A 25,031-nucleotide genomic window follows, 5' to 3' on the forward strand; every position below is an offset into this window, starting at 1 on the left:
ATGAGCTTTTGTGGCGAGGGGGCTTGTCGGAACGCCGCATCGCCCCGTTCGGTTGCGTAGCGACCGTTATTCAGGGCACGCGGTTTGTCAGGTTGAATGAGGTCGCTGGTAATGGGCCCGCTTCGCGAGCCAACGGGGGCAAGCCCCCTCGCCACAAATCAGACGCGGAAGGCTTGGACGGCAGTATGTAACCGCCCACCCAGCACCAACAAATGCTCCCCTTGCTCACGTCCCTCACCGATGCGCAGCAGGTTATCCCCACCCAACTGGTGAATCCTCTCACTGTGATCACGGATCTCGCTGACAGCGCCGCTCTGCTGAGCCGTGACATCGGCGATGCGCACGGCGGTGTCGGAAATGGTCTGGATCGCCCCGACGATTTTATCCAGCGCGCCGTCAGCGGCCTGGGCCTGATTGGCTGTTGCTTCAGCATGCTCGACCTGCGCGCGCATACCTTCCACCGATTGCTGCGCCGCCGTTTGCAACCCGGCGATCAAGGTCTGAATTTCGGCCGTGGCGCCAGCGGTGCGTTGCGCCAGTGAGCGAACCTCTTCAGCCACGACGGCAAAACCGCGACCCATTTCCCCGGCGCGGGCCGCTTCAATGGCGGCGTTCAGCGCCAGCAGGTTGGTCTGGTCGGCAATCGAGCGAATCACCGTCAGCACGCCGCCGATGGTGGCCGATTCCGAGGCCAGGTGTTCAATCATCTGTGCATTGCCTTGCACTTCATCGACAAGTGCGTGCAGCCCGGTGAGGCTCAAACCGATGACTTTTTGCCCATGTTCCACCGCCAGCCCGGCATGGCGGCTGGCGTCGGCGGCCTGGCTGGCATCACCGGCCACTTGTTGAATGGTCGCTTCCAGTTCGCTGAGAGAATCACGGATGAGCGCCGTGTCACCCGCCTGATGCTCGGCGCCGCTGTGCAGGTCATTGCTCAATTCGGCCAGGGTGCGACTGCTGCCGGCGACCTGTTCGGCGTTAAGGCGAATGGTCCCCACCAGATCGACGAGGTAGGCGCGCAGACGGTTGAGCGAGGCTTGAATGTCATGCAGCTCGCGATTGGTCTTGCCCAATTCAATGTCCCGGCTGAAGTCGCCCTCGGCCCAGGTCGAAAGCGCCGGTGCGAGGTTGGTCAGCGTCCGGGCGAGGCGTCGTTGCAGGGTGTCGATGAGCAACGCGATCAGCAGGATCAGGCCGATCATCACGCCTTGCATCAGCCGCACTTCGCTCTGGATCTGCCCGTGCTGGGCGCGGACCACCGGTTCCAGTCCGGCGATGGCCTGTTGCACCGCAGCGATTTTCAGGTGCGTCGCGGCGCTTAGGTCGGCACGTTTCTGGATCTGCTCACGGGTGCGCACAAGCTCCGCGGGATAGCGGGTCAGCAGGCTGTTGAGTTCGCGTTTGAGCCCGACGCCAGCATCTTCGGCCACGGCTTTTTCGGTGTTCTCCAGGCCCATCATCGCGGCGAAATCATCGGTGCCCGATTCACTTTTACTGGCCACGCCGAGTAGCGGCAGGGCATTCAGACGTTCAGCCTGAGCGCGGATGTTGGTGACTTCGCGCTCAACATCCGCCGCCAGTTCGCTGCGACCGCTGCTGACCAGTTTGTCCCGGGCCAGCGACAGTTTGCCCAGGTGTTGGGATGCAGTGAGCAGAGGCGTCAGATAAGTCGCGTTATCGCTGGCGTACTGGCTGAGCTGATCGAGGCTGGCACCGAGCTCGCGTTCGGCTTGCAACAACAGTGCTTGCGGGTCGCCCGCGAGTTTGCCGGCGGCCAGCAGGTCGGTTTTGCTGAACTCATCCAGGTTGGTCAGGCTGGGGCGCAAGGTGTCGGCCAATGCCGGCGGCAATTCACCGAGTTCTTTTTGCAGCGCGTCGATGGCCTGGCTGGCGCTGCTCAGGCGCAAGGCATCACCGCTGGCGAGGTAATCCTCAACGTTGCGCGCCACTTCATTTTGAAATTGCTGGGACAACCCCAGGTAGCGTTCCATCAACAAATACGGGCGTTCCAGGGCTTTTTGCGACCACCAGAGCGTAGCGCCGAGGGCCACGCACACGGCAACTAAAAGGAGGGTGTTGAGATTGGTCAGCAGCTTCAGGCGCATCGCGGGACAACCAGCGGCAGAATGGTAAGTGCCTGAAGTTATTGCGTTTCTGTTACAGGGTTATGACTGGCTGGGTTGATTCCGATGAAAAGGTGGCACTTTGCTGTGATGCCCGCGCCGCCTGTACGCGGTTGCGCCCGGCGTGCTTGGCACGGTACAGCGCCTCGTCCGCCTGGCTGGCCATCATCAGGCCGTCGGAGTCTTCGCACAATTCGACCACTCCGGCGCTGAAGGTGCACCAGAGATCCTGCGGCTGAGCGGGGTAATGAATTTCCGCAAAGCGCTGACGGATTTCATCGAGGACGTTGTAGGCCGCTTCGATATCGGTGTCCGGCATGACGATGGCGAACTCTTCGCCGCCGTAACGGCCGATGAAGTCAGTCTTGCGCAGGCGTTGCTTGAGAAACAGCGCCAGGCTCTTGATCACGCGGTCGCCCATCGGGTGGCCGTGACTGTCGTTGACCCGTTTGAAATGGTCGATGTCGAGCATCGCGAAGCTCAATGGCTTGCTCTCGCGGCGGGCGCGAAACGAGCAGTCTTCGAGCAACTGCAGAATGTGCGTGTGGTTGTACAGCCCGGTGAGGCTGTCGCGGACCATCCGCGCTTTGAGATTGCGTGCACGCGCCGCGCGGTTGCGCACAGTGGTGATCAGGTGGCGCGGCTTGATCGGTTTGGTCAGGAAGTCGTCGCCGCCCTCGCTCATGGCGTCGAGCTGCTTGTCCAGATCGTCTTCAGCGGACAGGTAAATGATCGGCACGCTGACGTAGCGGTCGTTGTGACGAATCACCTTGGCCAGTTCAGTGCCGGTGCAGGTCGGCATGTACATGTCGAGGATGATCAGGTCGGGCTGGAAGTCCGCCAGTTCGGCCATGGCCTGGATCGGCTCGATCAGAGTCCGCGTGACGATCCCTGCACTGTTGAGCAGGCGCTCGGTGTGCAAGGCCTGGGCACGGGAGTCGTCGATAATCAGCACTTTATAGGGTTCATACTGGGCGACGCAGGTCAGGACTTCGATTTTCTCCAGCAGACTCGAGGCTTCGAGGGTACCGGTGAGAAATTCCTGGCCGCCGGCACGCACCGCCGCGAGGCGGGTCGGAGTGTCGGTTTCGAGCAGGCTGAAAAACAGCAGCGGCAACGGTTCATCCAGACCGATCTGGGCTTCGGCGGCCAGTTTCAGGCCGATACCGGGACCGCTGAAGTCCACGTCCATGACGATTGCGGCGGGCAAGCGTTCGACCATCGACGAGCGAAAGGCCGCCACGCTGTCGAGGGATTGAGCGCTGAGTCCGAAAAACTCCAGTTGCTTGGCCAGGCGCTCGGCACGGTCGTGATCCTGCAGCATCACGTAGATCGGCTTGCGCAGCGGCGGCAGGAAGGTTTGTTCGAGTTGATCGCCATGCCGCAGGCCGGTGCGCGACAAGCGCTGCATCAGGCGATTGAGATCAGTGATCAGGCCGCTGCTCAGGCGTCCGCGATTGGCATCGACGGCTTCCAGCGATTGGCCGATGTGGCGCGCCAGCTGGATGTGTTCCGGTTGTTCGAAACGCTCGGCGAAACGCAGCAGGCGCAGGTTGGCCTCGCTCAGTTCCGATAAATCGGTGGTGGACCACTCACTGCGTTGCAGGCGCTGCCAGATCTCAAGAATTTGACGTGCCTGATGAATTACCCGCTGGGCAAAGTGGTGCTTGAGGCGCTCACGGCTGGGGTCTTCTGGCTCGGTCATATCCTGACTACTAGTTAGGGTGCATGCTGAGATCGACTGGTGGCTCTATGCTAGCACCTCTTTTCGATTGTATGAGTGTCGTACGTCAATAATCTGCAAAGCGGCGTCATTCAGTTTCTGACTGGGTGGTCTGAATGTGCTTGCGAGAAGTTTTAAAGCATCAGTGGATTGGGTGTTTCAGGCTTTTCCGGCGTATTTGTATGAAAGTTCTGTAACCCCGGCGAGCATCCCTTATCAGGGAATTCTGATTTTTCGCCTACTGGATTAGGAGAGGGTTTTCGGCTGATAGGGTTCAGGGATACCCCTAGACGCCATTTCCCGATCATGACCCAGTGTTTCAAAGATCAACCCTGCGACGAGCAGCGCCTGAACCACAACAGCACGCCAGTTGCTGACTGTGAATGCAAAGAGGAGCTGCTTTACGGCAGCAAGACGCTCATTACCGAAGTGCCGATTCTTACGTGCGCCTGCCTATGGCGACACTACCAGCGCGAGGCGGAAGAGATTGTTGCACCCGGTGGTGTACTGATTGCCGACCCGGTAGAGCGCAACCGCGTGATCAACGCTGCCTACGCTCGCCTGTGGCTGCACGATTCAAGGTTTCAGTGGGCCGGGCTGGCGGCGTTTGCCTCCAAGCAGGTCGGCTGCGGATTGCTGCATGCGGCTGACAGTATCGACCTCATTCGCAAGGAGTACGAGGCGCGTCAACGTGTGCGCGATAGCCGCAGCGAGTTCGGGCTGCTGACGCCAGACAAGATGTCCGAGCAGGCGGATGAGCTGCGTGATTATAGAGGCGCGGATGCGCGCAATCCTTTGCCCTCTGTGGATTTTCGTTCTGCGGGGGAGGAGTTGTCGCTGGTGCAACAGCAGTTCCGGCATGTGCACGACATGATGGCGCTGGGGAATACCACACTGTTTCTGGATGTTTTTCCGTTGCATGAGTTTTATGCGAAGCGTGGGTTCAGAGAGTTGAAAAAGTGTTTGGGAGCACGGGCGGGAATATTTGGGCATCCGAAGTTTCCGGTGCTGTGGCCAGCGGGGAAGGAGAAGCTGGAATTCGGGCTGGATTACACCGAGATTTTTCTGGGTTTTGAGGCGATAGAGGACGGAAACATTGCCGGTAGCGTTGAGCATTTGGCGTTGCATGAGCAGAAAAATATCCTCCAGCCGACAATTTACCTGGACCGCCAATTGGTGGCTTTGCTGCGTGCCAACCACGCTTCCTACGTTACAGGGTTTCCTTCAGGCGTTGCCCAGGCGATTGAGTTGACCCTTACCAGCCAATGCCAACGTGTCGAGGACGGGCGCACCATCGATTTTGGCGACAACCCGTTGGCGGACTTGTCCGACATCAAGCAGCGAATGGAATTCGTGCTCCAAGCAGCGACACGCTTTGATCAGATGCTCGGTGACCACAACCGTAATGCATTAGAACAGTCGATCAACGAAATCGCATTGAGCGGTAGCAGGCTATGAATCTGCGACCGTGGTTGTTCGGCTGGCGCTGCGGCGCCTACCTTCTACTTCTAGCCGTCTTGATATGGGCCGTCATACACAGCCTGACGCAACCTCTCTGGGATGAGCCCGAAATCGTCCTGGAAATGGGGGGGACGTATGAGAATCTGCGCAGGAACTCCTCAGCCCCTTTTAGTCCGGAGATACGCGGGCACATCTGGTTCGGCATTCCCATGACCGATGCAAGATTGCGATTCGTCGATTCGCAGTTCGGATTCACCACGCCTGCGGCGCGCTTTTTCACTGTCAATTTTGACGACAATGTCATTTTCGGCATCCGCATGTCACCACAGATCGAGCCGCTGCTGATCGATGACGCCCTCAAGGTGGTTCTCGATCTGCAAGACCAATGGCGCGAAAAAGGCTGGGCCGCGAAGGGCCTTCGAAACAATCCCACGATCGCCGATACCCCTGAATGGCGGGCCTACTTGAAGAAAGGAATTCTGGCCGGGCGATCCTACTGGCAAGCCGCCGATAAGTACCAGGTGATGCTGGTACTGGCGCGCTTCGAGGATTATCGAAATCCAAACGAGGAACGCTACCTCATCACCTTGGACCTCGGTAAAGCCTGGAGGCCCTTCGACGAAATCGAAGACATGTACGACGAGCCCAGTCACTTCCCCGCCCCACAACCCAAATAAAAAGGAGCGCTTTTATGCAAGTTGCTTCCGAGTTTCGGGCAACGGCACGCTGTAATCAGGTGCTTAACGACACAAACTGCAATTTGCTTGAGCAGTCGATCAACGAGATCGCATCGACTGGTAGCAGGTTTTGAGTATGCGACCACATTTGTTCGGCTGGCGCTGCGGCGCCTATCTTCTTGTCCTGGCTGTCCTGACGTGGGCCGCCATTCAGCAGTTGACGCAACCTCTCTGGGATGAACCCGAAATCGTCCTGGAAATGGGGGGCACATATGAAGATCTACACAGAAAGTCTTCAGCCCCCTTTAGTCCGGAGGTACGCGGACATATCTGGTCCGGTATCCCCACGATCGCCGATACCCCTGAGTGGCGGGCCTACTTGAGTAAAGGAATTCTTTCCGGGCGATCCTTTTGGCAGGCAAGCGATAAGTATCAGGTCATGTTGATATTGGGGCGCTTCGAGGATTACCGAAACCCCACCGAAGAGCGCTACCTCATCACCCTTGCGCTCGCCAAACCCTGGGTGCCCTTCGACGAAATCGAAGACATGTACGACGAGCCCAGTCACTTCCCCGCCCCACAGCCCAAATAAAAAAGGAGCCCCATCATGCCAACTCCCGCCTTCATGACCCTCCGCGGCGAACTACAAGGCCTGATCAGCGAAGGTGCCTTCACCGAGGCGTCGGTGGGTAACACCTATCAAAAGGGACGTGAGGACCAGATCATGATCCAGGCCCTGAGCCACGGCATTTTCGTACCGAAAGGGTCGGGTGCAGGTCGTCGGATGCACAAGCCCTTGATCATCACCAAGTCCATCGACAAAGCGACACCGCTGATCAACAACGCTTTATGTTCTGGAGAATTGCTGAAGGTATGCCGCGTCGAGTGGTATCGCACCTCGGCTCAGGGAGTCCAGGAACACTTCTATACGATGGAACTGGAAGACGCGGTAATCATCGGCGCGGAAGTGCTCATGCCTCATTGCCAGGATCCCGGCACTGCCCACGTCACTCAACTGGAGAAGGTCCACTTCAGTTATCGCCGGATTTACTGGCGGCATGAAATCAGCCGAACCATGGGGGCCGATGAGTGGAACACCGAGGTGCAGGGATGAGGTTGGTCAATGACATTCACCTGTCAGAATGGGAACGCCAGCATGCCTGTTCCAGTGAGCAAGCGCTGGAGCTTGTGCGCCAGGCGCTGCTGGATCGGCAGCCGATCGATGGAATGAACGAGTTGCGTATGGGGCTGCTGATCGATATCGACAGCGAGGTGCTTGACCAGATCGAGCGGGGAGAATGGCGATTGGTCAGGCCTGAAGCCGACTACGCTGACTGGAAAATGCCCGATCGCACCTTTGATTCAAGGGTGATGGAGTTGATGCAAAACCCGCCCGTCCAGCCTTCGAGGTCACCAAGAATCTTTCGCCTCGTAGACAGCGTAACCGGTGAGCCGCTGCCGCAGCGTCACTACATCGCGACGGTGGATGGGGGCACTGCGCCGCGCAGCACCGACGGCGCGGGCATTGCGCATCTGTTTGTATCGCCCGGGGCGCAGCAGATATCGATGGCGATCATCGGCGTTTAACCCAGGCGGCGCTTGAGTTCATGGGCGCACGGTTGTCACAGCTACTTGACGCAAATTTATCCGGATAACCCGACGACGGGTGCCGGGCAAAGGCACGTTGTTGTATGGTTGTGGTCGAATCGATGAACTCAAGTGATTGAAAGGATATCGCCATGCTGGACTGGAAGAACCGCGCGGGCAGCGCGCCTGAACGTGCCGCTGAACCGAAATCGGCCACCCGCAGCTACATCGGCGGCCTGTTGTTCAGCCGGGCGCTGGCCACGTTGATCGGCCTCTACCTGATTGTGGCCATTGCGCTTGGCTGGTACTGGAGCCAGGAACCGGCGCTGTTCCCGGTTCAGCAGAATGCTCAATTGGCGGCCGAGAAAGAAGGCAAACAGATGGTCATCGGCTACACCACGGTGGAAACCCTCAAGACCGTTGCCGACACCTTGCTGACCAAACCGGGCGGCTACATTTCCAACGATCGTTTCCCGCCGGGCCTGTGGATGGATAACACGCCGAGCTGGGAATACGGCGTGCTGGTCCAGGTTCGCGACCTGACGCGTGCGTTGCGCAAAGACTTCGCCCGTTCGCAATCGCAATCGGCCGAAGACTCCGATCTGGCCAAGGCCGAGCCGCGTTTCAATTTCGACAACAAAAGCTGGGTGCTGCCGTCCAGTGAGTCCGAGTATCTGGAAGGCATCAATTCCCTGAGCCGCTACCAGGCGCGCCTGTCCGACCCCTTGCAGAAAAATGCACTGTTTTATGCCCGCGCCGACAACCTGAACAATTGGCTGGGCGATGTGGGCACCCGTTTGGGGTCGCTGTCGCAACGCCTGTCGGCCAGCGTTGGCCGGGTCAAACTGAACACCGCGCTGAAAACCGAAGTGGTCGCACCGGGTCAAGTGCCACAGGTGGACGAAGAAATCGTCGAAACCCCGTGGATGCAAATCGACAACGTCTTCTACGAGGCTCGCGGTCAGGCCTGGGCGCTGTCCCACCTGCTGCGCGCCATCGAGGTCGACTTCGCCGATGTGCTGGCGAAGAAGAACGCGACGGTCAGCGTGCGCCAGATCATTCGTGAGCTGGAAGCCTCTCAAGAGCCGGTCTGGAGCCCGATGATCCTCAACGGCAGCGGCTTCGGCGTGCTGGCCAACCACTCGCTGGTCATGGCCAACTACATCTCCCGCGCCAACGCGGCGGTGATTGATCTCCGTCAACTGCTCAATCAGGGCTGAGTCATGGTCGATAGCGCCAAAGAGGCCGCTCACCGCGCGGCCTCGGATGCCGAACAGATCGCCTGGGTCGACGAGCAGGACAACCTGCTCGGCGCACTGGTCCGCTCCGACCTGCGCGAGCGCGGGCTGATCGGCCGCGGTACGTACATCATGCTGTTCAATTCCGCCGGTGAACTCTGCGTGCATCGGCGCACATTGAGCAAGGCGATTTATCCCGGTTACTGGGACGTGGCGGCGGGGGGCATGGTGCTGGCGACCGAAACCTACGCCGAATCGGCCGCCCGTGAGCTGGAAGAGGAACTGGGCGTGAGCGGCGTGGAACTGACCGCCCATGACCATTTTTTCTTCGAAGACACCGGTAATCGCCTCTGGTGTTCGGCGTTTTCGGCGGTGTGGGACGGCCCGTTGATCCTGCAACCGGAGGAAGTGCTCGAAGCGCGCTTTATTCCCATCGATCAGGTGATGCTGGAAATCCAGCAAAAGCCTTATTGCCCGGACTCTTTGGCCGCCTTGAAGCGCTATCTACGGGCTCGTGGGGAAGACGTCGCAAAAGAGGCATAAATTGGCGCCGATTGGCTCTTAGCAATCGGCGTTTTTGCCGTTACACTGCGCGACCTTTTGTAGGAGCGAAGCTTGCTCGCGAAGAACGCATGGACGACGCGTGCTGCCTGACGCCGCGCGTTATCGTTGACGTCCATCGCGAGCAAGCTCGCTCCTGCAGTGAAATGAATGTTGTACCGTTTCAGTAGCGCTGCCCCTGCCTGAGTGGGGCTTCGCGGTCGATGGCACTTGCCCAAGTGCCGCGACCAGTCTTTGTCCTCCCAAGAGGATTGCCGGTGGCCAAAAAAGCCGCATCCTTCGCCGCCCTTGGTGGCCTGGTATTTTCCACCGACGCAGGTCGTCATTGCCCGGAATGCAGTAAACCGGTGGACGCCTGCATCTGCAAACAGACCGTTATCCCGGCCGGCGACGGCATCGCTCGCGTGCGTCGCGAAAGCAAGGGCCGTGGCGGCAAGACGGTGACCACCATCACCGGCGTGCCGTTGGCCGAAGACGCGCTCAAGGACCTGGCCACCACGTTGAAGAAACGCTGTGGCACCGGTGGAGCGTTGAAAGACGGAATCATTGAAATCCAGGGCGATCATGTCGAGCTGCTGTTGGGCGAGCTGATCAAACTCGGTTTCAAGGCGAAGAAGTCCGGCGGCTAGCAGCCTCTGTGAAAACCACCCCCGGCTTGATCCGGGCCTGATTCAACACGGGTCCGCCGTCGCCTACATGGTTTTCACAGAGCCTGTTCTGACCGGTTTCTAAACTCACTGCGGTCAGCGAGGTCTATCCCCTCGTTGACGAACCGTCATTTTCATCCTTTAGACTGCGCCGGCCTGAACCCAGGCGACGCTCTATGACTTCTTTATAGGGGACTTCAATGTCCGTACGACGCACACGCAAAGACGATGGCAGCCAATGGACAGTTGCGGACAGCCGCAGTGTTTACGGGATTCGCCATTGGGGGGCCGGGTATTTCGCGATCAATGACGCCGGTCGCGTCGAGGTTCGTCCAAACGGTCCGGCCAGTTCGCCTATCGACCTGTTCGAACAAGTCGACCAGCTGCGCAAGAGCGGCCTGTCCTTGCCGTTGCTGGTACGTTTCCCGGACATTCTGCAAGACCGCGTGCGTCAGCTGACCGGCGCGTTCGACGCCAACATCGAGCGCCTGGAATACCAGAGCAAGTACACCGCGCTGTACCCGATCAAGGTCAACCAGCAAGAAGCGGTGATCGAAAACATCATCGCCACCCAGAATGTGTCGATCGGTCTGGAAGCCGGCTCCAAGCCTGAACTGCTGGCCGTGCTGGCACTGGCGCCGAAGGGCGGCACCATCGTCTGCAACGGTTACAAGGACCGCGAGTTCATTCGACTGGCGCTGATGGGCCAGAAGCTTGGGCACAACGTGTTCATCGTGATCGAGAAAGAGTCCGAAGTCGGCCTGGTGATCGAAGAAGCCGCCTCGCTGAAGGTCAAGCCGCAGGTCGGCCTGCGCGTACGTCTGTCGTCCCTGGCCTCGAGCAAATGGGCGGACACCGGCGGCGAGAAATCCAAGTTCGGTCTGTCGGCGGCGCAACTGCTGTCGGTGGTCGAGCGTTTCCGCGCGGCGGGTCTGGACCAGGGCATTCGCCTGCTGCACTTCCACATGGGTTCGCAGATCGCCAACCTGGCGGACTACCAGCACGGCTTCAAGGAAGCGATTCGTTACTACGGCGAACTGCGCAACCTCGGTCTGCCGGTGGATCACATCGACGTCGGTGGTGGTCTGGGCGTCGACTACGACGGCACGCACTCGCGTAACGCCAGCTCGATCAACTACGACATGGACGATTACGCCGGTGTCGTGGTCGGGATGCTCAAGGAATTCTGCGACGCGCAGAGCCTGCCGCACCCGAACATCTTCTCCGAAAGCGGTCGTTCCCTGACCGCTCACCACGCCATGCTGGTGGTGCAGGTCACCGACGTCGAGAAACACAACGACGACGTGCCGCAGATCGAAAACAAGGAAGCGCTGCCGGAAACCGTGCAGTGGCTGGTTGACCTGCTCGGCCCGACCGACATCGAAATGGTCACTGAAACCTACTGGCGCGCCACGCACTACATGAGCGACGTGGCCACCCAGTACGCCGATGGCAAGCTGACCCTGGCTGAAAAAGCCCTGGCCGAGCAATGCTACTTCGCCGTGTGCCGTCGCCTGCACAACTCGTTGAAAGCGCGTCAGCGTTCCCACCGTCAGGTGCTCGACGAACTCAACGACAAGCTGGCCGACAAGTACATCTGCAACTTCTCGGTGTTCCAGAGCCTGCCGGACACCTGGGCCATCGGCCAGGTCCTGCCGATCCTGCCGTTGCACCGTCTCGACGAAGAACCGCTGCGTCGCGCCGTATTGCAGGATCTGACCTGCGACTCCGACGGCAAGATCAAGCAATACGTCGACGAGCAGAGCATCGAAACCAGCCTGCCGGTGCACGCACTGAACGAAGGTGAAGACTACTTGCTGGGCATCTTCCTGGTCGGTGCCTATCAGGAAATTCTTGGCGACATGCACAACCTGTTCGGTGACACCGACTCGGTGAACATCTACCAGAATGCCGACGGCAGTGTGTACCACGCGGGTATCGAAACCCACGACACCATCGAAGACATGCTGCGTTACGTGCATTTGTCGCCAGAAGAGCTGATGACTCACTACCGCGACAAGTGCGCCAGTGCGCGCATCACCGCCGCCGAACGTACCCAGTTCCTCGACGCTTTGCGTCTGGGCCTGACCCGTTCGTCTTACCTGTCTTCTTGAGGTAAGTCGCCGTTCTCATCAGGTTGTCTGAAAATGTTCCGTACGCTGCGGAAATTTCAGATGACCTGGTGCGGCGGTTCTCTATTTTCCCGCGAAATTGCCCACACTCCCGGCTATCAAAGCCATATGGTCTTCTTTTCGCGTAGGCCATTTCCTAAGTTGTACTTCGGCACTCTACTCAGCCATGGCTCTCGGCGAGAATCCCCGGCCGCCCCTCCTGTAGAGAATCGCCGATGTTCGATCCAGTCAACGAGCCTTCATTTCGTCTGGACGTAGCCGGTCTGCCCGACCCTTTCGAAGTCCTGGCCTTTACCGGTAGAGAAGCGATCAGCGAGCCCTTTGTGTTCGACGTGGACCTGCTGATCGATGACCCGACGCTCGACCTTGCGAGCTTGCTGTACCGCCCGGCCGTTTTACATTTCGGGCCCGAGGGCAGCACGTTGCATGGTCTGTTGCATGAACTCGTCCAGCGTGACCATGGTCCGACGGTCAGGCTTTGCCATGTGCGTCTGGGGCCCAGGCTGGCTTGCCTTTCCCAGCGTTTCAGTCGACGCATTTTCAACGACGTCTCGGTGCCCGAGATTCTCAGCCAGGTGCTCAAGGAACATGGCATCACGGGCAAGGATCGACGCTTCGAACTGAGTGGCGATTACCCGCCCCGTGATTTCTGCACGCAGTATCGGGAGTCGGATTTGCAGTTTCTCCAGCGCCTGTGCGCCCAGGAATGCCTGCATTACCACTTCGAGCACCATGCGCGCGGGCACTGCGTGGTGTTTGGTGATGGTCGCGGCCATTTCCATCTCGCTGCGAGCGCGCAGTTCCAGGTCGATGGCGAGCAACCGGCGGTGCGGCAGTTTCAGCTTCAGGCGGGTCAGCGTGCCGCGCCAAGTGCCGAAGGTCGTACAGACTTGCCAACGTTGCGCAGTGGTCAGTTGATGCCGTTGTCCGGCCACCCGGTCGCCGACTGGAATCATCTGTGGCTGCTGACCCATGTCGAACATCAGGGCAGCCAGGACCCACTGGCTCCCTACAGCAATCAGATCCGTGCGATTCATGGGGAGGCCTCCTTCGTCCCGGCCCCAAGCGCTGTGAAACCGCGGATGCACAGCCTGCAACGAGCCTGGGTGGTCGATGTCGATGAACCTCGGCCGGATCCCTCCCGACCGGTGGCCGTGCAGTTCGACTGGCTCTATCAGGGGGAAGGCGCGACCCCCAGCCATTGTTGGCTACCGTTGGCCGCTGAGCTGGAAGATCCGAGCGTCTCGCCACTGAGCGAGGGCACCGAGGTGGTGGTGAGCTTCATCGAGGGCGATCCGGATCAGCCGTTGATTTGCGGGTTTCTGCCCGCGCCGTCGACGGTCGAAGAGGTCGAGGTTGCCGGCCCCACAGAAAACAGCTCGCCCGAGGAAGGGTTGCTGGAACTCCTGCGCTCGGGCGAGCCTTTGGTGCTGTTGTGTCTGTTGCCCGGCGGTGGCAGTTTCAGCCATTGCGCGCAGGCGCTGTGCACCTGTCGGGCGGTGACGGGGTTTGGCCAGAGCGGTGCGGCATGATCGGCGCGACCCCGCAATGGCTGTTACTGGATGCACCGAGTGCGCCTCAGACGAGGGCCTTGCTGCAACAGGCATTCGCGCAGGCCCGATGGTTCTGGTTGTTCGAGGACACGGAATGGCATGCGTTGCGCAAGGACGGACCGATCCTGATCGACCTTCGGACCTGCCCGGCGCTGGCGGAATCGTGCTACAGCCAAACACAGGTCTGGCGTGGTTTGCTGGTGGTCAGCGAGGCGTCTTCGTCGCTGTTGCTGGAGCATTTGCGGCGCATGCTCACCGTCACCATCGGGCTGCATCACCGGGCCTTGTTGAGTTATTACAACCCCAACACCGCCAGTTACTTTTTCGATGCCTGCGATGCCCTGGAACTGAGTCGCTGGCTGGGGCCCATCAGTCAGTTGCATTGGTTCGGCGGGACCTGGGCCGACCGCGCAATCGGCAGCCAGGGTTGGCAGCAGTTGCTCAATCCGGAGCTCGTCGTCAGCCCGTTGGCGGTCGAAGAAAGCCTCAGCGCTCGTCAGCGGGAAAAGCTGCAGACCTGCCTGCTGGAGCAGCATGCCTGGCACTGGAGCCAGTCCACCGGAACCGATTACCACCGCTTGTGGGCTCATGTGCAGGAAGGGCTGATGCTGGGCTTCAGCGAACGGCCGGTACTCGATGGCTGGTTATGGCTACGCTTGCAGAACCCCCGGGCTTCGCTGGTGCAGCCGTTGTCGGGGCTCACGCAGCAGGAGCGTCTCGATAGCCTGCGCAAACGCTGGCAGAACAATCAGCGTCAATGAGCCCGGCCCGCGAACCAGCCATCGTTGTTGCGCAGCGCCCAGGCGATTGCGCCGAGGGTCGCACTGCGCAGCACCATGAACAACAGGAAGGTTATCCACAGTCCGTGGTTGCCCAGACCTTGCAACGCCCAGCCAAACGGCAGCAGCAGAATCACGGTCAATAGCATGCCGTTGCGCATTTCACGGGCGCGGGTGGCGCCGATGAACAGCCCGTCGAGCAAGTAGCTCCAGACCGCGATCAATGGCAGGGCGGCGAGGTAGGGCAGGTAGATGAACGCCGTGTCGCGCACGCTTTGAATGTCGGTCTGCATCTCGATGAACAAGTGCCCGGCGAACAGAAACAGCACGGCAAACCCCAGACTCGCCAACAACGACCAGCCACAGGCAACGACCAGTGAGCGGCGCAGGGCATCACGGTCGCGAGCGCCAATCGCATGCCCGCACAACGCTTCCACCGCGTGGGCCAGGCCATCGAGCGCATGGGCGGTCAGTAGCAGCCCGTTGAGCAACAAGGCGTTGGCCGCGACGGTGGCGTCACCCAGACGTGCACCTTGTACGGTGATCAGGAAAAACACCGATTGCAGCAACAGGCTGCGGATGAAGATGTCGCGGTTGACCGCCAACAACGGTCGCCAACTCTGCCACAGCGCCAGTGCGGCCCAGGCGATGTGGCCGGGGTAGGCGCACAAGGCTTTGCGGGTCATCAGCAGGCCGATCAGTGCGCCGGTCCATTCGGCGATCACCGAGGCCCGGGCTGCGCCGACCACGCCCCATTCCAGACCGAGGACAAACCACAGGTTCAGCGCAATGTTGACCAGATTGGTGCTCAGCAGAATCGCCAGTGGCGCCCGGGCGTTTTGAGTGCCGAGGAACCAGCCGACCAGCGCATAGCTGGCCAGCGCGGCCGGCAGGCCGAACAACCGCGTGTGAAAGAATTCGCGGGTCAGTTGGTCCAGCTCTGCCGAGGGTTGCATGAAGTGCAACGCGACTCCGCTCAACGGGATGCCCAGCGCGCCCAATGCAATGGCCAGCCCCATGGCCAGCAACAGACCCTGCAACAGAATCTGCCGCAACGCCGCGCCATCCCCGCGTCCGGCGGCCTGCGCGGCAAAACCGGTGGAACCCATGCGCAGAAAGCCCATGGCCCAGGCGAGAAAGGTATACAGGCTGGCCCCGACCGCGACGGCGCCCAGTTGATGGGCGTGAGGCAAGTGGCCGATGACCGTGCTGTCGACCAGCGCCACCAGCGGCACGGAAATGTTCGAGAGGATCATGGGCGCGGCGAGCGCCCAGACCCGGCGATGGGTCGGGCGGTCGCGCCAGTCGGCAATCAGGTTGGACATGCAGGCTCCTTGGAGAGCCGGCATTGTAGCGAGACATTGGAATCCACAGCGATTCATTGTGGGAGCGGGCTTGCTCGCGAATGCGGTGACGAATGGCAGGGTGAAGACAGTTGCTCCCACAAGGGGTAGGCGGTGTTAGTGAATAATCCAGCTCAACAACCACAACCCCAGCAGCAACCAGATGATCCCCATGAGGATCGACGCATTCATGAACGCCCGGATCGCCGACCACAACAGCATCAGCCCCAGGATCAACGCGATGATGCTGATGATCGACGTGTCCATGCCCAGCGCACGGGACAATCCTTCGACAAAATTGCTGCCGGCATGGCTCAACAGATTGAACAGGCCGCTGAGGGCGTCAACGATAAAGCGGATGACCGAACCGAGTGCCTGGCCGAGCCATTCGAAAAAACTTTCTACCTGCATGTCGTTAACGTCCTGATGTAAGTGGTTGAGCCTTGGGCCATTGAACGCGGTGGCGAGTTCCCCGATACGGGGATCGTTTGAGTATGACGCAAGATTCTGTTCCGCTGATGAACCTTGTAGGAGCAGAGCTTGCTCGCGAAAGCGGTGGTACATCCAACATAAATGTTGCCATTTACACCGCCATCGCGAGCAAGCTCAGCTCCTACAGGTGCTAACGCCCCTTGCCATCCCCGGCCATCCCCCCGAAGCTATACGCCTTCAGGAGAGCCCGATGAACCTTGTTGAACTGACCGAACGCCTGCACGCCATCCGTGACCGCAATGACTGGCGGCAATTTCACAGCCCGAAAAACCTGGCCATGGCCGCGAGCGTGGAAATGTCCGAACTGGTGGAAATCTTCCAGTGGCTGAGCGAAGACCAGTCACGCCAGTTGCCGGCGGACAAACTGGCCCATGCCGGGCAGGAAGTCGGCGACATCGTGCTCTATCTACTGCTGCTGTGCAGCGAGTTGGGGCTGGACATGAATGAAGTGGTGCGCAGCAAACTCGCGGACAGTGAACGGAGGTTCAGCTGATGAGCGATCGTCATTTCGATCAACTGGCGACCCGTTTCGCCGAAAAGATCTACGGCGGCGCCAAAGGCGCGATCCGCCTGGCGGTGCTGCAGGCCGACCTCGCCGAAACCCTGCCGGACCGCCCGCTGCGTGTGCTCGACATCGGCGCCGGCCTGGGCCACATGTCGTTGTGGCTGGCCCAGCGCGGTCATGACGTGACGCTGGCCGAACCCGCAGAGCCGATGCTCGAAGGCGCCCGCCAACGTTTCGCCGATGCCGGCCAGACGGCCACTTTCATTCAGGCCCCGTGGCAGGACCTGCTCGGCCAGCTCACCGAACCCTACGATCTGGTGCTGTGCCATGCGGTGCTGGAATGGCTGGCCGAACCCCATGCGATCCTGCCGGTACTGCATCAATTGACCAAGCCGGATGGCTGGTTGTCCCTGGCCTTCTACAACCGCGATGCGCTGATCTACCGCAACCTGCTCAAGGGCCACTTCCGCAAAATGCGCAAGAACGACATGGCCGGTGAAAAGCAGAGCCTGACCCCGCAACAGCCCCTTGATCCGCGCGAATTGGCGGCGCAACTTGAAGGCCTGTGGCAGCTCGAAACCCAGAGCGGGGTGCGGGTTTTTCACGACTACATGCCGGTGGAGTTCCAGGCCCGCGCCGAACTGGTGGACTTGCTGGAAATGGAGCTGGCCCACCGGCGTCACCCAAGCTTTGCCGGGCTTGGGCGCTACTTGCACTGGATCTGTCGGCCGATCTGATCGGAGCGCGAAATGAAAAGTCGTTCGGGGTTACTGGTGATCTGTCTGGGGTTGGCGGCCTGCCAGGGCACCAATCCGTACGTGGCAAGTTCCAAACCCTTGCCGCCGGCGCCGCCCGAGGCGGCCAACACCTTCGATCGCAGCGCCTACCCGGCTGCGCCGCGTGACTACGGTCGCTACCGCAGCTGGGCCTGGCTCAACGGGCGCTTGCCTGCGGGGTCGGCCTGGGCGGATTCGGCGCAAGTCGCCGAGGCCGTGAGCAATGCCCTCGATCAGCGCGGTTTGCGGCCGCTGCATGACAATCGCCCGGCGGATCTGTTCGTCAGCGCCAACCTGCATCTGGAAACCCGTTTGCGTCAGGTTCAGGACGACTATGGTTATTACGGCGGCGGTTATGGCGGGTACAACCGTTACGGCAGCGGTTATGGCGTGTACAACACGGTGCCGATCGTTCGGACGTATTCGGAACAGGTGGTCGTGGTGCGGGTGGACATGTTCGATGCTCAAACCGGTCAACCCGTCTGGAGTTCCAGCGCCGAAACCAGCAACAAAGGCACCCAGAGTGCGCGCGCCGATGCGATTCGGGAGGCTGTGGAAAAGGCCATGTCGGCGTATCCTCCCAGTTAGCTTCTGCAATCACGAAGCGTTCCGCAGGTTCATGTCTTCAGCCGGAGAATCATCATGTTCCGCCGTCTCGCTTTACTGGCAGTGGCCGCGCTCCTGACAGCCTGCGCCGCCAACCAGGTCAATCATGACTTCGACGCCAGCCGCGACTTCGCCGCCTATCGCAGCTGGAGCTGGAAAGACCCCGCCCTGCAATATCGCCCCGATGACCCACGGATCAAGAGCGACCTGACCGAACAGCGCATCCGCCAATCGGTGGCCGATCAGATGGATCAGCGAGGCCTGCGCCCGGCCGCTGCGGGCAAAAAGGGCGATGTGAGCGTGCAAACCTACCTGATCGTTGAAGACCGTCAGCAACAAGTGACCACCAACTACGGCGGCGGTTGGGGTAACCCGTGGAATGGCTACTGGGGCGGGCCGATGTACAACGAAACCCGCAACATCAGCTACAAAGTGGCGATCATTCAGATCGACCTGCTCGACGGCAAGGACGGCAAACTGGTGTGGCGCGGCAGTGACGAGCAAATCCTCAGCCGCTCGCCGAACCCGTCGGATCGCAGCACGGCGATACGCGAAACGGTCGGCCGAATCCTCGCCAACTACCCACCCAGATAAACACAGTTGACCCTGTAGGAGCCGAGCTTGCTCGCGATGACGTCAGCACCTCCAATGGAGATGTAACTGATAGACCGTCATCGCGAGCAAGCTCGGCTCCTACAGGGTTTCTTGTTGTCTGGGTTGGCGGATTTAAGCCTATCGGATGATCTGAGCGTCCACGACAATCGGCAACTCGATACAGAACCGAGCGCCCTCGGCTGAGTTGCTCGCGCGCAGTGTTCCACCCATGTTCTCGACGATGCCATGGCTCACCGACAACCCCAGCCCGGTGCCCACGCCCACCGGTTTGGTGGTGAAAAACGGCTCAAAAATCCGCTCCAGCAACCGCGGATTGATACCGCCACCGTTGTCCTCGACCCACAGCCGCACCGAATGCTCGTCACGCTCGGCGTACACCGAGATCCACGGCTTGAAATCCCGATCCGCTTCGCGCTTGCTCAGCAGTGCGTCCCGGGCGTTGACCATCAAGTTGATCAGCACCTGCTCCAGCTGATCGACATGACCACGCACCTGAATCTCGAAACTGCTTTCGCTGACCCTGAGCTCGACGCCTTTGCCCTGCAAGCCTTCGGCCAGCAGCGACAGGGTGCCCTCGATGGCGTCAAACGGATTGAACGGATGCTGCTCGACCTCCGAGCGGCGGCCGAACACCCGCATATGATCTACCACCCGCGCCGCACGCTGGACCTGGGCATCGATGCGGTTGAGTGTGTCGGTCAGGTAGTCGACCTGCACATCACCATTGTTCAAGCGCTTGAGCACACTGACGATGGCCATGTGCATCACGTTCAGCCGCTGGGTGATTTCATGGGCCAGGCCCGTGGCCATTTCGCCGAGGGTGGCCATTTTCGCGCTCTGGGCCGCTGCGGCGTCCTGTTGCTGATTTTTAATGTCGCTGATGTCGAGCATGAAACCCACCAACCTCCGGTCTTTGCCGACGCCCATGGCTTGGCCTTGCAGGCGATACCAGGTCGGCGTCTCGGGGTGATGCAGGCGCACGCAGAGCAATAAAGGCGTGCCGTCATCCTGCAAGTCTTGCAGGCGACTGCGCAGCGCTTCGCGGTCGGCGGGGTGGATGTGCTCAAGCCAGTCGTGCAGAGGCATGCGCGTACCGGTCAGGTTCAGGGTGCTGGCCAGCGACGACGCCAACTGCACCTCGGCACTGTCGCTGAAAATTTCCAGCCAACCGGTGCCGAGCAGGGCCTGCAACGATTCCAGTCGATCGAGTTGCAGATGGTGCTGATGTTCGCGCAAGCGCTCCAGCAACGGCCCGGCGAGCGCGGCGGCGAGCTGCAGCCAATCACGTTCAGCGACGTCGGGTGCACGTTGCTGCACCGGGTAAAAACCACAGAGCAACCACGCGACCACGCCTTGCGCATCGTGATAGGGCACCGCAAACCCATCGGTACTACCGAAGAGGCTGTGCAGGCGCGGGTGCTCGCCGTGGGTCAAATGCTGAGGGGCGGAGCCGTTCAAACTGTCGAGCCCGGTGCCCAGGCGCTGACCGTTTTGCCACAGTCGGGGGGCATCGAAGGCTGAGTAATGTTGGTGGATCTGCCAGCCGTCTTCCTGTTCATCCAGCAACGCTACGGCCAGACACGGAATCTGAAAATGCTGCGCCAGATGTTGCAGTTGCTCCAACAGTACTTCGGGCAGGCGCGTCAGGCTGCACAGGCGCAACTGGTCACCGATCTGTGTCGCGAGCAACTGGCAGTGTTCGCGGCTGCGCGCTTGCCGGCGTTCGTGCAACAAATCGCCGATGTCCAGCAACTGCAACAGCCAGGCATCGGCCAATGGCTGCACCCAGCCGCGCAGGTGCAGGGGTTGCCCGCTGAGGCTGTAGAAGTCCAGGTCCAGACTTTGTCCTTGCCAGTCGGCCGGCGTGCCTGTGATGGCGAGGCTGCTGTGCGGCATCAGGAAATCGTGTAGAAGCGGCGCCTGCGCGGCAGGGTGCTGTTGGGCCAGGCCATGGCGCAGTGGGCCGGCCAAATGAATCACCCGGCCTTCGGCGTCCAGGCGCATCTGCAAACCGACACCTGTCATGCTCCGGGCGCTGGGGATTTCCGGTGGCGGTGGCGGATGGCGGTTGAGCAGGCGCCCGAACAGCTTGTCCCCGGAACTCAAAATTTCACGCTCGAACGGGCGGTGGCGTCGGTGGCGACATTGAAATTCAGTGTGACGGGAATCCAGGCCAGTTGCCGGCTCCGCTCCGTGGTGGCCACGGCACTGTTTCGCTTGCGGGGGAGGTTTGTCTTCATGAGTGCGTCTACCCTGACTATCACTATGTAATGTCAGCATAGAATCATTCAGCCAAAACGGGCGTTTTTTACCGGATGCAGAGTTTTGTCCTACAGAACTGGCTGACTCGGACCGGCACCACCTGACTCGAACTTCTGCCGAGTGATCAGGCAACCGGCCGCCAATGCCCGACCATATGTTCAAGATCTCCGGCACCCACCAGCTGAAAATCTCCACTGGAACCTGCCGCACTGGCGAGCAACGTCACCTCACCGGGCAACCGCACCGGCTTGCGAAACTGCACGGCAATCTCGACGTTGGCGGTTGGTAAATGATCGCTTAGCGCCGCGAGTGTCCGCGCCTTGTTCCACAACCCATGGGCAATGGCGGTCGGGAAGCCGAACAGTTTGGCGCTCGCGGCACTGAGGTGGATCGGGTTGTAATCGCCGGACACTTTGGCGTATTGCCGGCCAATGTCCGCCGGCGCTTTCCAACGGGTGACTTCGGTCAGCGGCAACGTCGAGGTCAGTACGTCCTCGACCGGCTCGCCTTCGAGCTTGACGCCGCGACAGAGCATCCGGCTTTCAGCTTCCCACAAGGCCCCCAACTGATCGTCGAGCGTCGTCACCAGATCGAATGTCGCACCCTTGGCGTGGGGCTGCAGGTTCTGCACCTGCACGCTGACCCGCACGCGATTCACGCCGCCCATGGGCCTGAAGACGCGAATGCGGTTGCTCAGATGAATCAGCCCCAGCAGCGGAAACGGAAAATCCTTGGCGGTGAGCAATTGCATCTGCAACGCAAACGCCAGGATGTGTGGATAAGTCGGCGGCAACAAACCGTTGTCGGCAAACCCGCAGACATCGCGGTAGGCTGCCAGGCGTTTTGGATCGACCTCGACCCAGCAGCGCAAACCCGAATCGGGCAGTGTGGTGCCGGTGATCTTGCGGCGTGTCGCGGCCTGCACATACAACCCTGGCAGGCTCGGTTCGCGGTTGAGTGTGTGCCAATCGGTGATCATCACTAAGCCCCCAAAACACTTTGTCCACAGACCCGCAGCGCTTGCCCGGTGAACGCGCCGGTGCCCGGTTGTGCCAGCCAGGCCACTGCTTCGGCGACGTCCTGCGGCAAGCCGCCCTGGCCCAGCGAACTCATGCGCCGGCCCGCTTCACGCAAGCCAAACGGAAGGTGCGCAGTCATTTGCGTCTCGATGAACCCCGGCGCTACCGCGTTGATGCTGATGCCGCGCTCATTGAGCAGGGGGGCCCAAGCCTGGGCGAGGCCGATCAGTCCGGCCTTGCTCGCTGCGTAATTGGTTTGCCCGCGATTGCCGGCGATGCCGCTGATGGACGCCAACAAAATCACCCGGCCGTTATCCTGCAAGATGTCGCTGTCGAGCAGCGCCTTGGTCAGCACTTGCGGGGCATTGAGATTGACCGCGAGCACCGCGTCCCAGAATTCCGGGGTCATGTTGGCCAGGGTTTTATCCCGCGTGATGCCGGCGTTGTGCACCACGATGTCAATCCCGTCAGGCAGCTGTTCGACCAACTGCGTGGCGGCGTCTTCCGCGCAAATATCCAGGGTAATGCTGCGCCCGCCAAGACGTGCGGCAAGGGCTTCAAGATCGGTTTTGGCCGGTGGCACATCGAGCAGAATCACCTCGGCACCGTCCCGGGCCAGGGTTTCGGCGATCGATGCACCGATGCCGCGCGCCGCGCCGGTGACCAGCGCCTTGAGACCCGCCAGCGGGCGTGTCCAGTCCGTCACCGGCGTGTCACAGGCGTTCAAGCGGATCACTTGCCCGGACACGAATGCACTTTTTGGCGAAAGAAAAAACCGCAACGGACCTTCCAGTTGATCCTCGGCGCCCTCGCCGACATGGATCAATTGCAAGGTGCCGCCGCTGCGCAGCTCCTTGGCCAGCGAACGACTGAAGCCTTCGATGGCGCGTTGAGCGCTGGCGGCGAACGGGTCGCTCAAGGTCTGCGGCGCGCGCCCGAGAATCACCAGGTGCGCGCAGTGATCGAGGTTTTTTATCAGCGGCTGGAAGAATTCGCGCAGTTGTTTGAGCTGATCGGTTTGCACCAGGTCGCTGGCGTCGAACACCACGGCTTTGAGTTTGGGGCCGTGGCCGGGAATCCATGCCGTGGCGATCGAAGGTTCGCTGCCGTAGCTGTAGATCGCATCGGTCAGGCGATTGGCGAAGGCGCTGACTTTTTCCGCCAGCGGCCCACCGCCGATCAGCAGCGCGCCTTCGACCGGGCGCAACCGGCCTGCTTGCCAGCGCTCCAGTCGCACCGGCGACGGCAGACCCAGGGCCCCGACCAGACGATGGCCGATGGATGAATTGGCGAAGTCGATATAGCGGTCAGACATGGAACGCGCTCCAGCAGCTGGGGTTCAAAGTGTGGACCACGAATGGCAATCAGTCGTTCGATTCACGAGATAAGGCCTACGCTTGGACATTGCAGATGGTTGATCACCGGATTTTTGTGGCAATGCAATCCCTGTAGGAGCAGAGCTTGCTCGCGAAGGCGGTGGGTCAGTCGACATCAATGTAGCTGACCCACCGCCTTCGCGAGCAAGCTCTGCTCCTACAGGGTTTGGTGTTCGCATTTGGATATTTCATCAGGAGCTTTTCATGACTCAACTGCGCCGCGTCGCGATTATCGGCGGTAACCGGATTCCCTTCGCCCGCTCCAACGGGCCGTACGCCACCGCGAGTAACCAGGCGATGCTCACCGCAGCGCTCGAAGGCCTGATCGAGCGTTTCAACCTGCACGGTTTGCGCATGGGCGAAGTGGCGGCGGGCGCGGTGCTCAAGCATTCCCGGGACTTCAACCTGACCCGCGAATGCGTGCTCGGTTCGCGGTTGTCGCCGACCACCCCGGCGTATGACATTCAGCAGGCCTGCGGCACCGGTCTGGAAGCCGCGTTGCTGGTGGCCAATAAAATCGCCCTGGGCCAGATCGAGTGCGGTATTGCCGGCGGCGTCGACACCACGTCCGACGCGCCGATCGGCATCAATGAAGGCCTGCGCAAAATCCTCCTGCAAGCCAATCGCGCCAAGACCACCGCCGATAAATTGAAAACGTTTTTGCAGCTGCGCCCCGGTCATCTCATCCCGGAATTTCCCCGCAACGGCGAGCCGCGCACTGGCTTGTCGATGGGCGAGCACTGCGAGTTGATGGCGCAGACCTGGAACATTCCGCGCACGGAGCAGGATCAATTGGCGCTGGAGAGTCATCAGAAAATGGCGGCGTCGTATACCGAAGGCTGGCACAACGACCTGATGACACCGTTCCTCGGCCTGACCCGCGACAACAACCTGCGTCCGGACCTGGCCCTGGAAAAACTCGCCTCGCTCAAACCCGCCTTCGAGAAAAGTGCCAAAGGCACGCTGACCGCCGGCAACTCGACCCCGCTCACCGACGGTGCGTCGCTGGTGCTGTTGGGCAGTGAAGAATGGGCGAAGGAGCGCGGCTTGCCGATCCTTGCGTATTTACGCGATGGCGAGGCAGCGGCGGTGGACTTCGTCAACGGCGCCGAAGGGCTGTTGATGGCGCCGGTGTATGCAGTGCCGCGTTTGCTGGCGCGCAATGGCCTGACCTTGCAGGACTTCGATTACTACGAAATCCACGAAGCGTTCGCCGCGCAAGTGCTCTGCACCTTGAAAGCTTGGGAAGATCCGGAGTACTGCAAAACCCGCCTCGGCCTCGACGCGCCACTGGGCTCCATCGACCGCAGCCGGCTCAATGTCAAAGGCAGTTCACTGGCGGCGGGGCATCCGTTTGCGGCCACTGGCGGACGTATTGTGGCGAACCTGGCGAAGTTGCTCGATGCTGCTGGCAAGGGGCGGGGGCTGATCTCGATTTGTGCTGCTGGCGGGCAGGGCGTCACCGCAATCATCGAGCGTTGAATCAAAACCTGTGGGAGCGAGCCTGCTCGCGATGGCGGCGGCACATTCAACATCAATGTCGTCTGCCAGTCCGC

23 protein-coding genes are annotated in these 25,031 nt (G+C 60.6%); 16 read left to right on the forward strand and 7 right to left on the reverse strand.

Annotation, left to right across the window (positions count from 1 at the left end; genetic code table 11):
• Positions 1-158: 158 nt before the first annotated feature.
• Both ACA066_RS03160 and gcbA read right to left on the reverse strand, forming a co-directional pair.
• A complete protein-coding gene (locus ACA066_RS03160; RefSeq protein WP_497698088.1) occupies positions 159-2,105 on the reverse strand; it encodes a methyl-accepting chemotaxis protein in 1,947 nt (648 codons plus the stop codon).
• A gap of 52 nt (positions 2,106-2,157) precedes the next feature.
• Positions 2,158-3,828, reverse strand: coding sequence for a diguanylate cyclase GcbA (gcbA, locus tag ACA066_RS03165; protein WP_497698089.1), 1,671 nt, complete (start codon positions 3,826-3,828; stop codon positions 2,158-2,160).
• A 324-nt stretch (positions 3,829-4,152) separates the two neighbouring features.
• Here gcbA and ACA066_RS03170 point away from each other — a divergent pair, with 324 nt between their 5' ends.
• From ACA066_RS03170 to ACA066_RS03220, 11 genes are all read left to right on the forward strand, one after another.
• Entirely contained in the window at positions 4,153-5,304 is a 1,152-nt protein-coding gene (locus ACA066_RS03170; protein ID WP_497698090.1) for a DUF2515 family protein, read from the forward strand.
• Positions 5,301-5,984, forward strand: a complete 684-nt coding sequence (locus tag ACA066_RS03175) for a hypothetical protein (RefSeq protein WP_497698091.1) — start codon at positions 5,301-5,303, stop codon at positions 5,982-5,984. Before ACA066_RS03170 ends, ACA066_RS03175 begins: the two co-directional genes overlap by 4 nt.
• A gap of 130 nt (positions 5,985-6,114) precedes the next feature.
• Positions 6,115-6,576, forward strand: a complete 462-nt coding sequence (locus ACA066_RS03180; protein ID WP_497698092.1) for a hypothetical protein — start codon at positions 6,115-6,117, stop codon at positions 6,574-6,576.
• A 15-nt stretch (positions 6,577-6,591) separates the two neighbouring features.
• Complete coding sequence (locus ACA066_RS03185; RefSeq protein WP_497698093.1) at positions 6,592-7,098, forward strand: Hcp family type VI secretion system effector; 507 nt, start codon at positions 6,592-6,594, stop codon at positions 7,096-7,098.
• Entirely contained in the window at positions 7,095-7,571 is a 477-nt protein-coding gene (locus ACA066_RS03190) for a hypothetical protein (protein ID WP_497698094.1), read from the forward strand. Before ACA066_RS03185 ends, ACA066_RS03190 begins: the two co-directional genes overlap by 4 nt.
• A gap of 152 nt (positions 7,572-7,723) precedes the next feature.
• On the forward strand, positions 7,724-8,791 hold the full coding sequence (locus ACA066_RS03195) for a DUF2333 family protein (RefSeq protein ID WP_497698095.1): 1,068 nt from the start codon (positions 7,724-7,726) through the stop codon (positions 8,789-8,791).
• A gap of 3 nt (positions 8,792-8,794) precedes the next feature.
• Positions 8,795-9,352: an NUDIX hydrolase gene (locus tag ACA066_RS03200; protein ID WP_497698096.1), complete on the forward strand. Its 558-nt coding sequence runs from the start codon at positions 8,795-8,797 to the stop codon at positions 9,350-9,352.
• A 275-nt stretch (positions 9,353-9,627) separates the two neighbouring features.
• A complete protein-coding gene (locus ACA066_RS03205; RefSeq protein WP_007947660.1) occupies positions 9,628-9,999 on the forward strand; it encodes a translation initiation factor Sui1 in 372 nt (123 codons plus the stop codon).
• Between the two features lie 218 nt (positions 10,000-10,217).
• Positions 10,218-12,131, forward strand: a complete 1,914-nt coding sequence (speA, locus tag ACA066_RS03210; RefSeq protein WP_497698097.1) for an arginine decarboxylase — start codon at positions 10,218-10,220, stop codon at positions 12,129-12,131.
• A 233-nt stretch (positions 12,132-12,364) separates the two neighbouring features.
• A complete protein-coding gene (locus ACA066_RS03215) occupies positions 12,365-13,681 on the forward strand; it encodes a type VI secretion system Vgr family protein (RefSeq protein ID WP_497698098.1) in 1,317 nt (438 codons plus the stop codon).
• On the forward strand, positions 13,678-14,463 hold the full coding sequence (locus ACA066_RS03220) for a DUF4123 domain-containing protein (RefSeq protein ID WP_497698099.1): 786 nt from the start codon (positions 13,678-13,680) through the stop codon (positions 14,461-14,463). The genes ACA066_RS03215 and ACA066_RS03220 overlap by 4 nt, the downstream gene beginning before the upstream one ends.
• Here ACA066_RS03220 and ACA066_RS03225 read toward each other — a convergent pair.
• Both ACA066_RS03225 and ACA066_RS03230 read right to left on the reverse strand, forming a co-directional pair.
• Positions 14,457-15,806: an MATE family efflux transporter gene (locus ACA066_RS03225; RefSeq protein ID WP_497698100.1), complete on the reverse strand. Its 1,350-nt coding sequence runs from the start codon at positions 15,804-15,806 to the stop codon at positions 14,457-14,459. The genes ACA066_RS03220 and ACA066_RS03225 overlap by 7 nt on opposite strands.
• Before the next feature lie 135 nt (positions 15,807-15,941).
• Positions 15,942-16,235, reverse strand: a complete 294-nt coding sequence (locus ACA066_RS03230) for a hypothetical protein (protein WP_497698101.1) — start codon at positions 16,233-16,235, stop codon at positions 15,942-15,944.
• A gap of 271 nt (positions 16,236-16,506) precedes the next feature.
• Here ACA066_RS03230 and ACA066_RS03235 point away from each other — a divergent pair, with 271 nt between their 5' ends.
• Genes ACA066_RS03235 through ACA066_RS03250 form a run of 4 tightly spaced genes read left to right on the forward strand, consistent with a single transcriptional unit; the run spans position 16,507 to position 18,797 of the window.
• Positions 16,507-16,809 (forward strand): MazG-like family protein, encoded by a 303-nt coding sequence (locus ACA066_RS03235; RefSeq protein ID WP_017336358.1) that lies wholly within the window; start codon positions 16,507-16,509, stop codon positions 16,807-16,809.
• Positions 16,809-17,558 carry a methyltransferase domain-containing protein gene (locus tag ACA066_RS03240; protein WP_497698102.1) on the forward strand — a complete coding sequence of 250 codons (750 nt, stop codon included), beginning with the start codon at positions 16,809-16,811 and terminating at the stop codon, positions 17,556-17,558. The genes ACA066_RS03235 and ACA066_RS03240 overlap by 1 nt, the downstream gene beginning before the upstream one ends.
• 12 nt (positions 17,559-17,570) lie before the next feature.
• Positions 17,571-18,185: a DUF4136 domain-containing protein gene (locus tag ACA066_RS03245; RefSeq protein WP_497698103.1), complete on the forward strand. Its 615-nt coding sequence runs from the start codon at positions 17,571-17,573 to the stop codon at positions 18,183-18,185.
• Positions 18,186-18,239: 54 nt separating this feature from the next.
• Positions 18,240-18,797: a DUF4136 domain-containing protein gene (locus ACA066_RS03250; protein ID WP_497698104.1), complete on the forward strand. Its 558-nt coding sequence runs from the start codon at positions 18,240-18,242 to the stop codon at positions 18,795-18,797.
• A 138-nt stretch (positions 18,798-18,935) separates the two neighbouring features.
• On the opposite strand, the gene ACA066_RS03255 is transcribed toward ACA066_RS03250, so the two are convergent.
• The 3 genes from ACA066_RS03255 to ACA066_RS03265 all read right to left on the reverse strand — a co-directional run bounded on the left by ACA066_RS03255 (position 18,936) and on the right by ACA066_RS03265 (position 23,414).
• Positions 18,936-20,924: a PAS domain-containing sensor histidine kinase gene (locus ACA066_RS03255; protein WP_497698105.1), complete on the reverse strand. Its 1,989-nt coding sequence runs from the start codon at positions 20,922-20,924 to the stop codon at positions 18,936-18,938.
• Between the two features lie 280 nt (positions 20,925-21,204).
• The gene (locus ACA066_RS03260; protein WP_497698106.1) at positions 21,205-22,059 is read right to left on the reverse strand and encodes a MaoC family dehydratase; all 855 of its coding nucleotides are present in this window, start codon (positions 22,057-22,059) and stop codon (positions 21,205-21,207) included.
• Positions 22,060-22,061: 2 nt separating this feature from the next.
• Positions 22,062-23,414, reverse strand: a complete 1,353-nt coding sequence (locus ACA066_RS03265; RefSeq protein ID WP_497698107.1) for a 3-oxoacyl-ACP reductase — start codon at positions 23,412-23,414, stop codon at positions 22,062-22,064.
• A gap of 265 nt (positions 23,415-23,679) precedes the next feature.
• On the opposite strand from ACA066_RS03265, the gene ACA066_RS03270 reads away from it, so the two are divergent.
• The gene (locus tag ACA066_RS03270) at positions 23,680-24,957 is read left to right on the forward strand and encodes an acetyl-CoA C-acetyltransferase (protein ID WP_497698108.1); all 1,278 of its coding nucleotides are present in this window, start codon (positions 23,680-23,682) and stop codon (positions 24,955-24,957) included.
• The last annotated feature ends 74 nt before the right edge of the window (positions 24,958-25,031 follow it).

Source organism: Pseudomonas sp. LBUM1651 (assembly GCF_059716135.1).

Coding starts and splice junctions, on each gene's coding strand:
- ACA066_RS03160 (WP_497698088.1), bottom strand. CDS start 2,105: ATGCGCCTGAAGCTGCTGACCAATCTCAACACCCTCCTTTTAGTTGCC.
- gcbA (WP_497698089.1), bottom strand. CDS start 3,828: ATGACCGAGCCAGAAGACCCCAGCCGTGAGCGCCTCAAGCACCACTTT.
- ACA066_RS03170 (WP_497698090.1), top strand. CDS start 4,153: ATGACCCAGTGTTTCAAAGATCAACCCTGCGACGAGCAGCGCCTGAAC.
- ACA066_RS03175 (WP_497698091.1), top strand. CDS start 5,301: ATGAATCTGCGACCGTGGTTGTTCGGCTGGCGCTGCGGCGCCTACCTT.
- ACA066_RS03185 (WP_497698093.1), top strand. CDS start 6,592: ATGCCAACTCCCGCCTTCATGACCCTCCGCGGCGAACTACAAGGCCTG.
- ACA066_RS03190 (WP_497698094.1), top strand. CDS start 7,095: ATGAGGTTGGTCAATGACATTCACCTGTCAGAATGGGAACGCCAGCAT.
- ACA066_RS03195 (WP_497698095.1), top strand. CDS start 7,724: ATGCTGGACTGGAAGAACCGCGCGGGCAGCGCGCCTGAACGTGCCGCT.
- ACA066_RS03200 (WP_497698096.1), top strand. CDS start 8,795: ATGGTCGATAGCGCCAAAGAGGCCGCTCACCGCGCGGCCTCGGATGCC.
- speA (WP_497698097.1), top strand. CDS start 10,218: ATGTCCGTACGACGCACACGCAAAGACGATGGCAGCCAATGGACAGTT.
- ACA066_RS03215 (WP_497698098.1), top strand. CDS start 12,365: ATGTTCGATCCAGTCAACGAGCCTTCATTTCGTCTGGACGTAGCCGGT.
- ACA066_RS03220 (WP_497698099.1), top strand. CDS start 13,678: ATGATCGGCGCGACCCCGCAATGGCTGTTACTGGATGCACCGAGTGCG.
- ACA066_RS03225 (WP_497698100.1), bottom strand. CDS start 15,806: ATGTCCAACCTGATTGCCGACTGGCGCGACCGCCCGACCCATCGCCGG.
- ACA066_RS03230 (WP_497698101.1), bottom strand. CDS start 16,235: ATGCAGGTAGAAAGTTTTTTCGAATGGCTCGGCCAGGCACTCGGTTCG.
- ACA066_RS03235 (WP_017336358.1), top strand. CDS start 16,507: ATGAACCTTGTTGAACTGACCGAACGCCTGCACGCCATCCGTGACCGC.
- ACA066_RS03240 (WP_497698102.1), top strand. CDS start 16,809: ATGAGCGATCGTCATTTCGATCAACTGGCGACCCGTTTCGCCGAAAAG.
- ACA066_RS03245 (WP_497698103.1), top strand. CDS start 17,571: ATGAAAAGTCGTTCGGGGTTACTGGTGATCTGTCTGGGGTTGGCGGCC.
- ACA066_RS03250 (WP_497698104.1), top strand. CDS start 18,240: ATGTTCCGCCGTCTCGCTTTACTGGCAGTGGCCGCGCTCCTGACAGCC.
- ACA066_RS03260 (WP_497698106.1), bottom strand. CDS start 22,059: ATGATCACCGATTGGCACACACTCAACCGCGAACCGAGCCTGCCAGGG.
- ACA066_RS03265 (WP_497698107.1), bottom strand. CDS start 23,414: ATGTCTGACCGCTATATCGACTTCGCCAATTCATCCATCGGCCATCGT.
- ACA066_RS03270 (WP_497698108.1), top strand. CDS start 23,680: ATGACTCAACTGCGCCGCGTCGCGATTATCGGCGGTAACCGGATTCCC.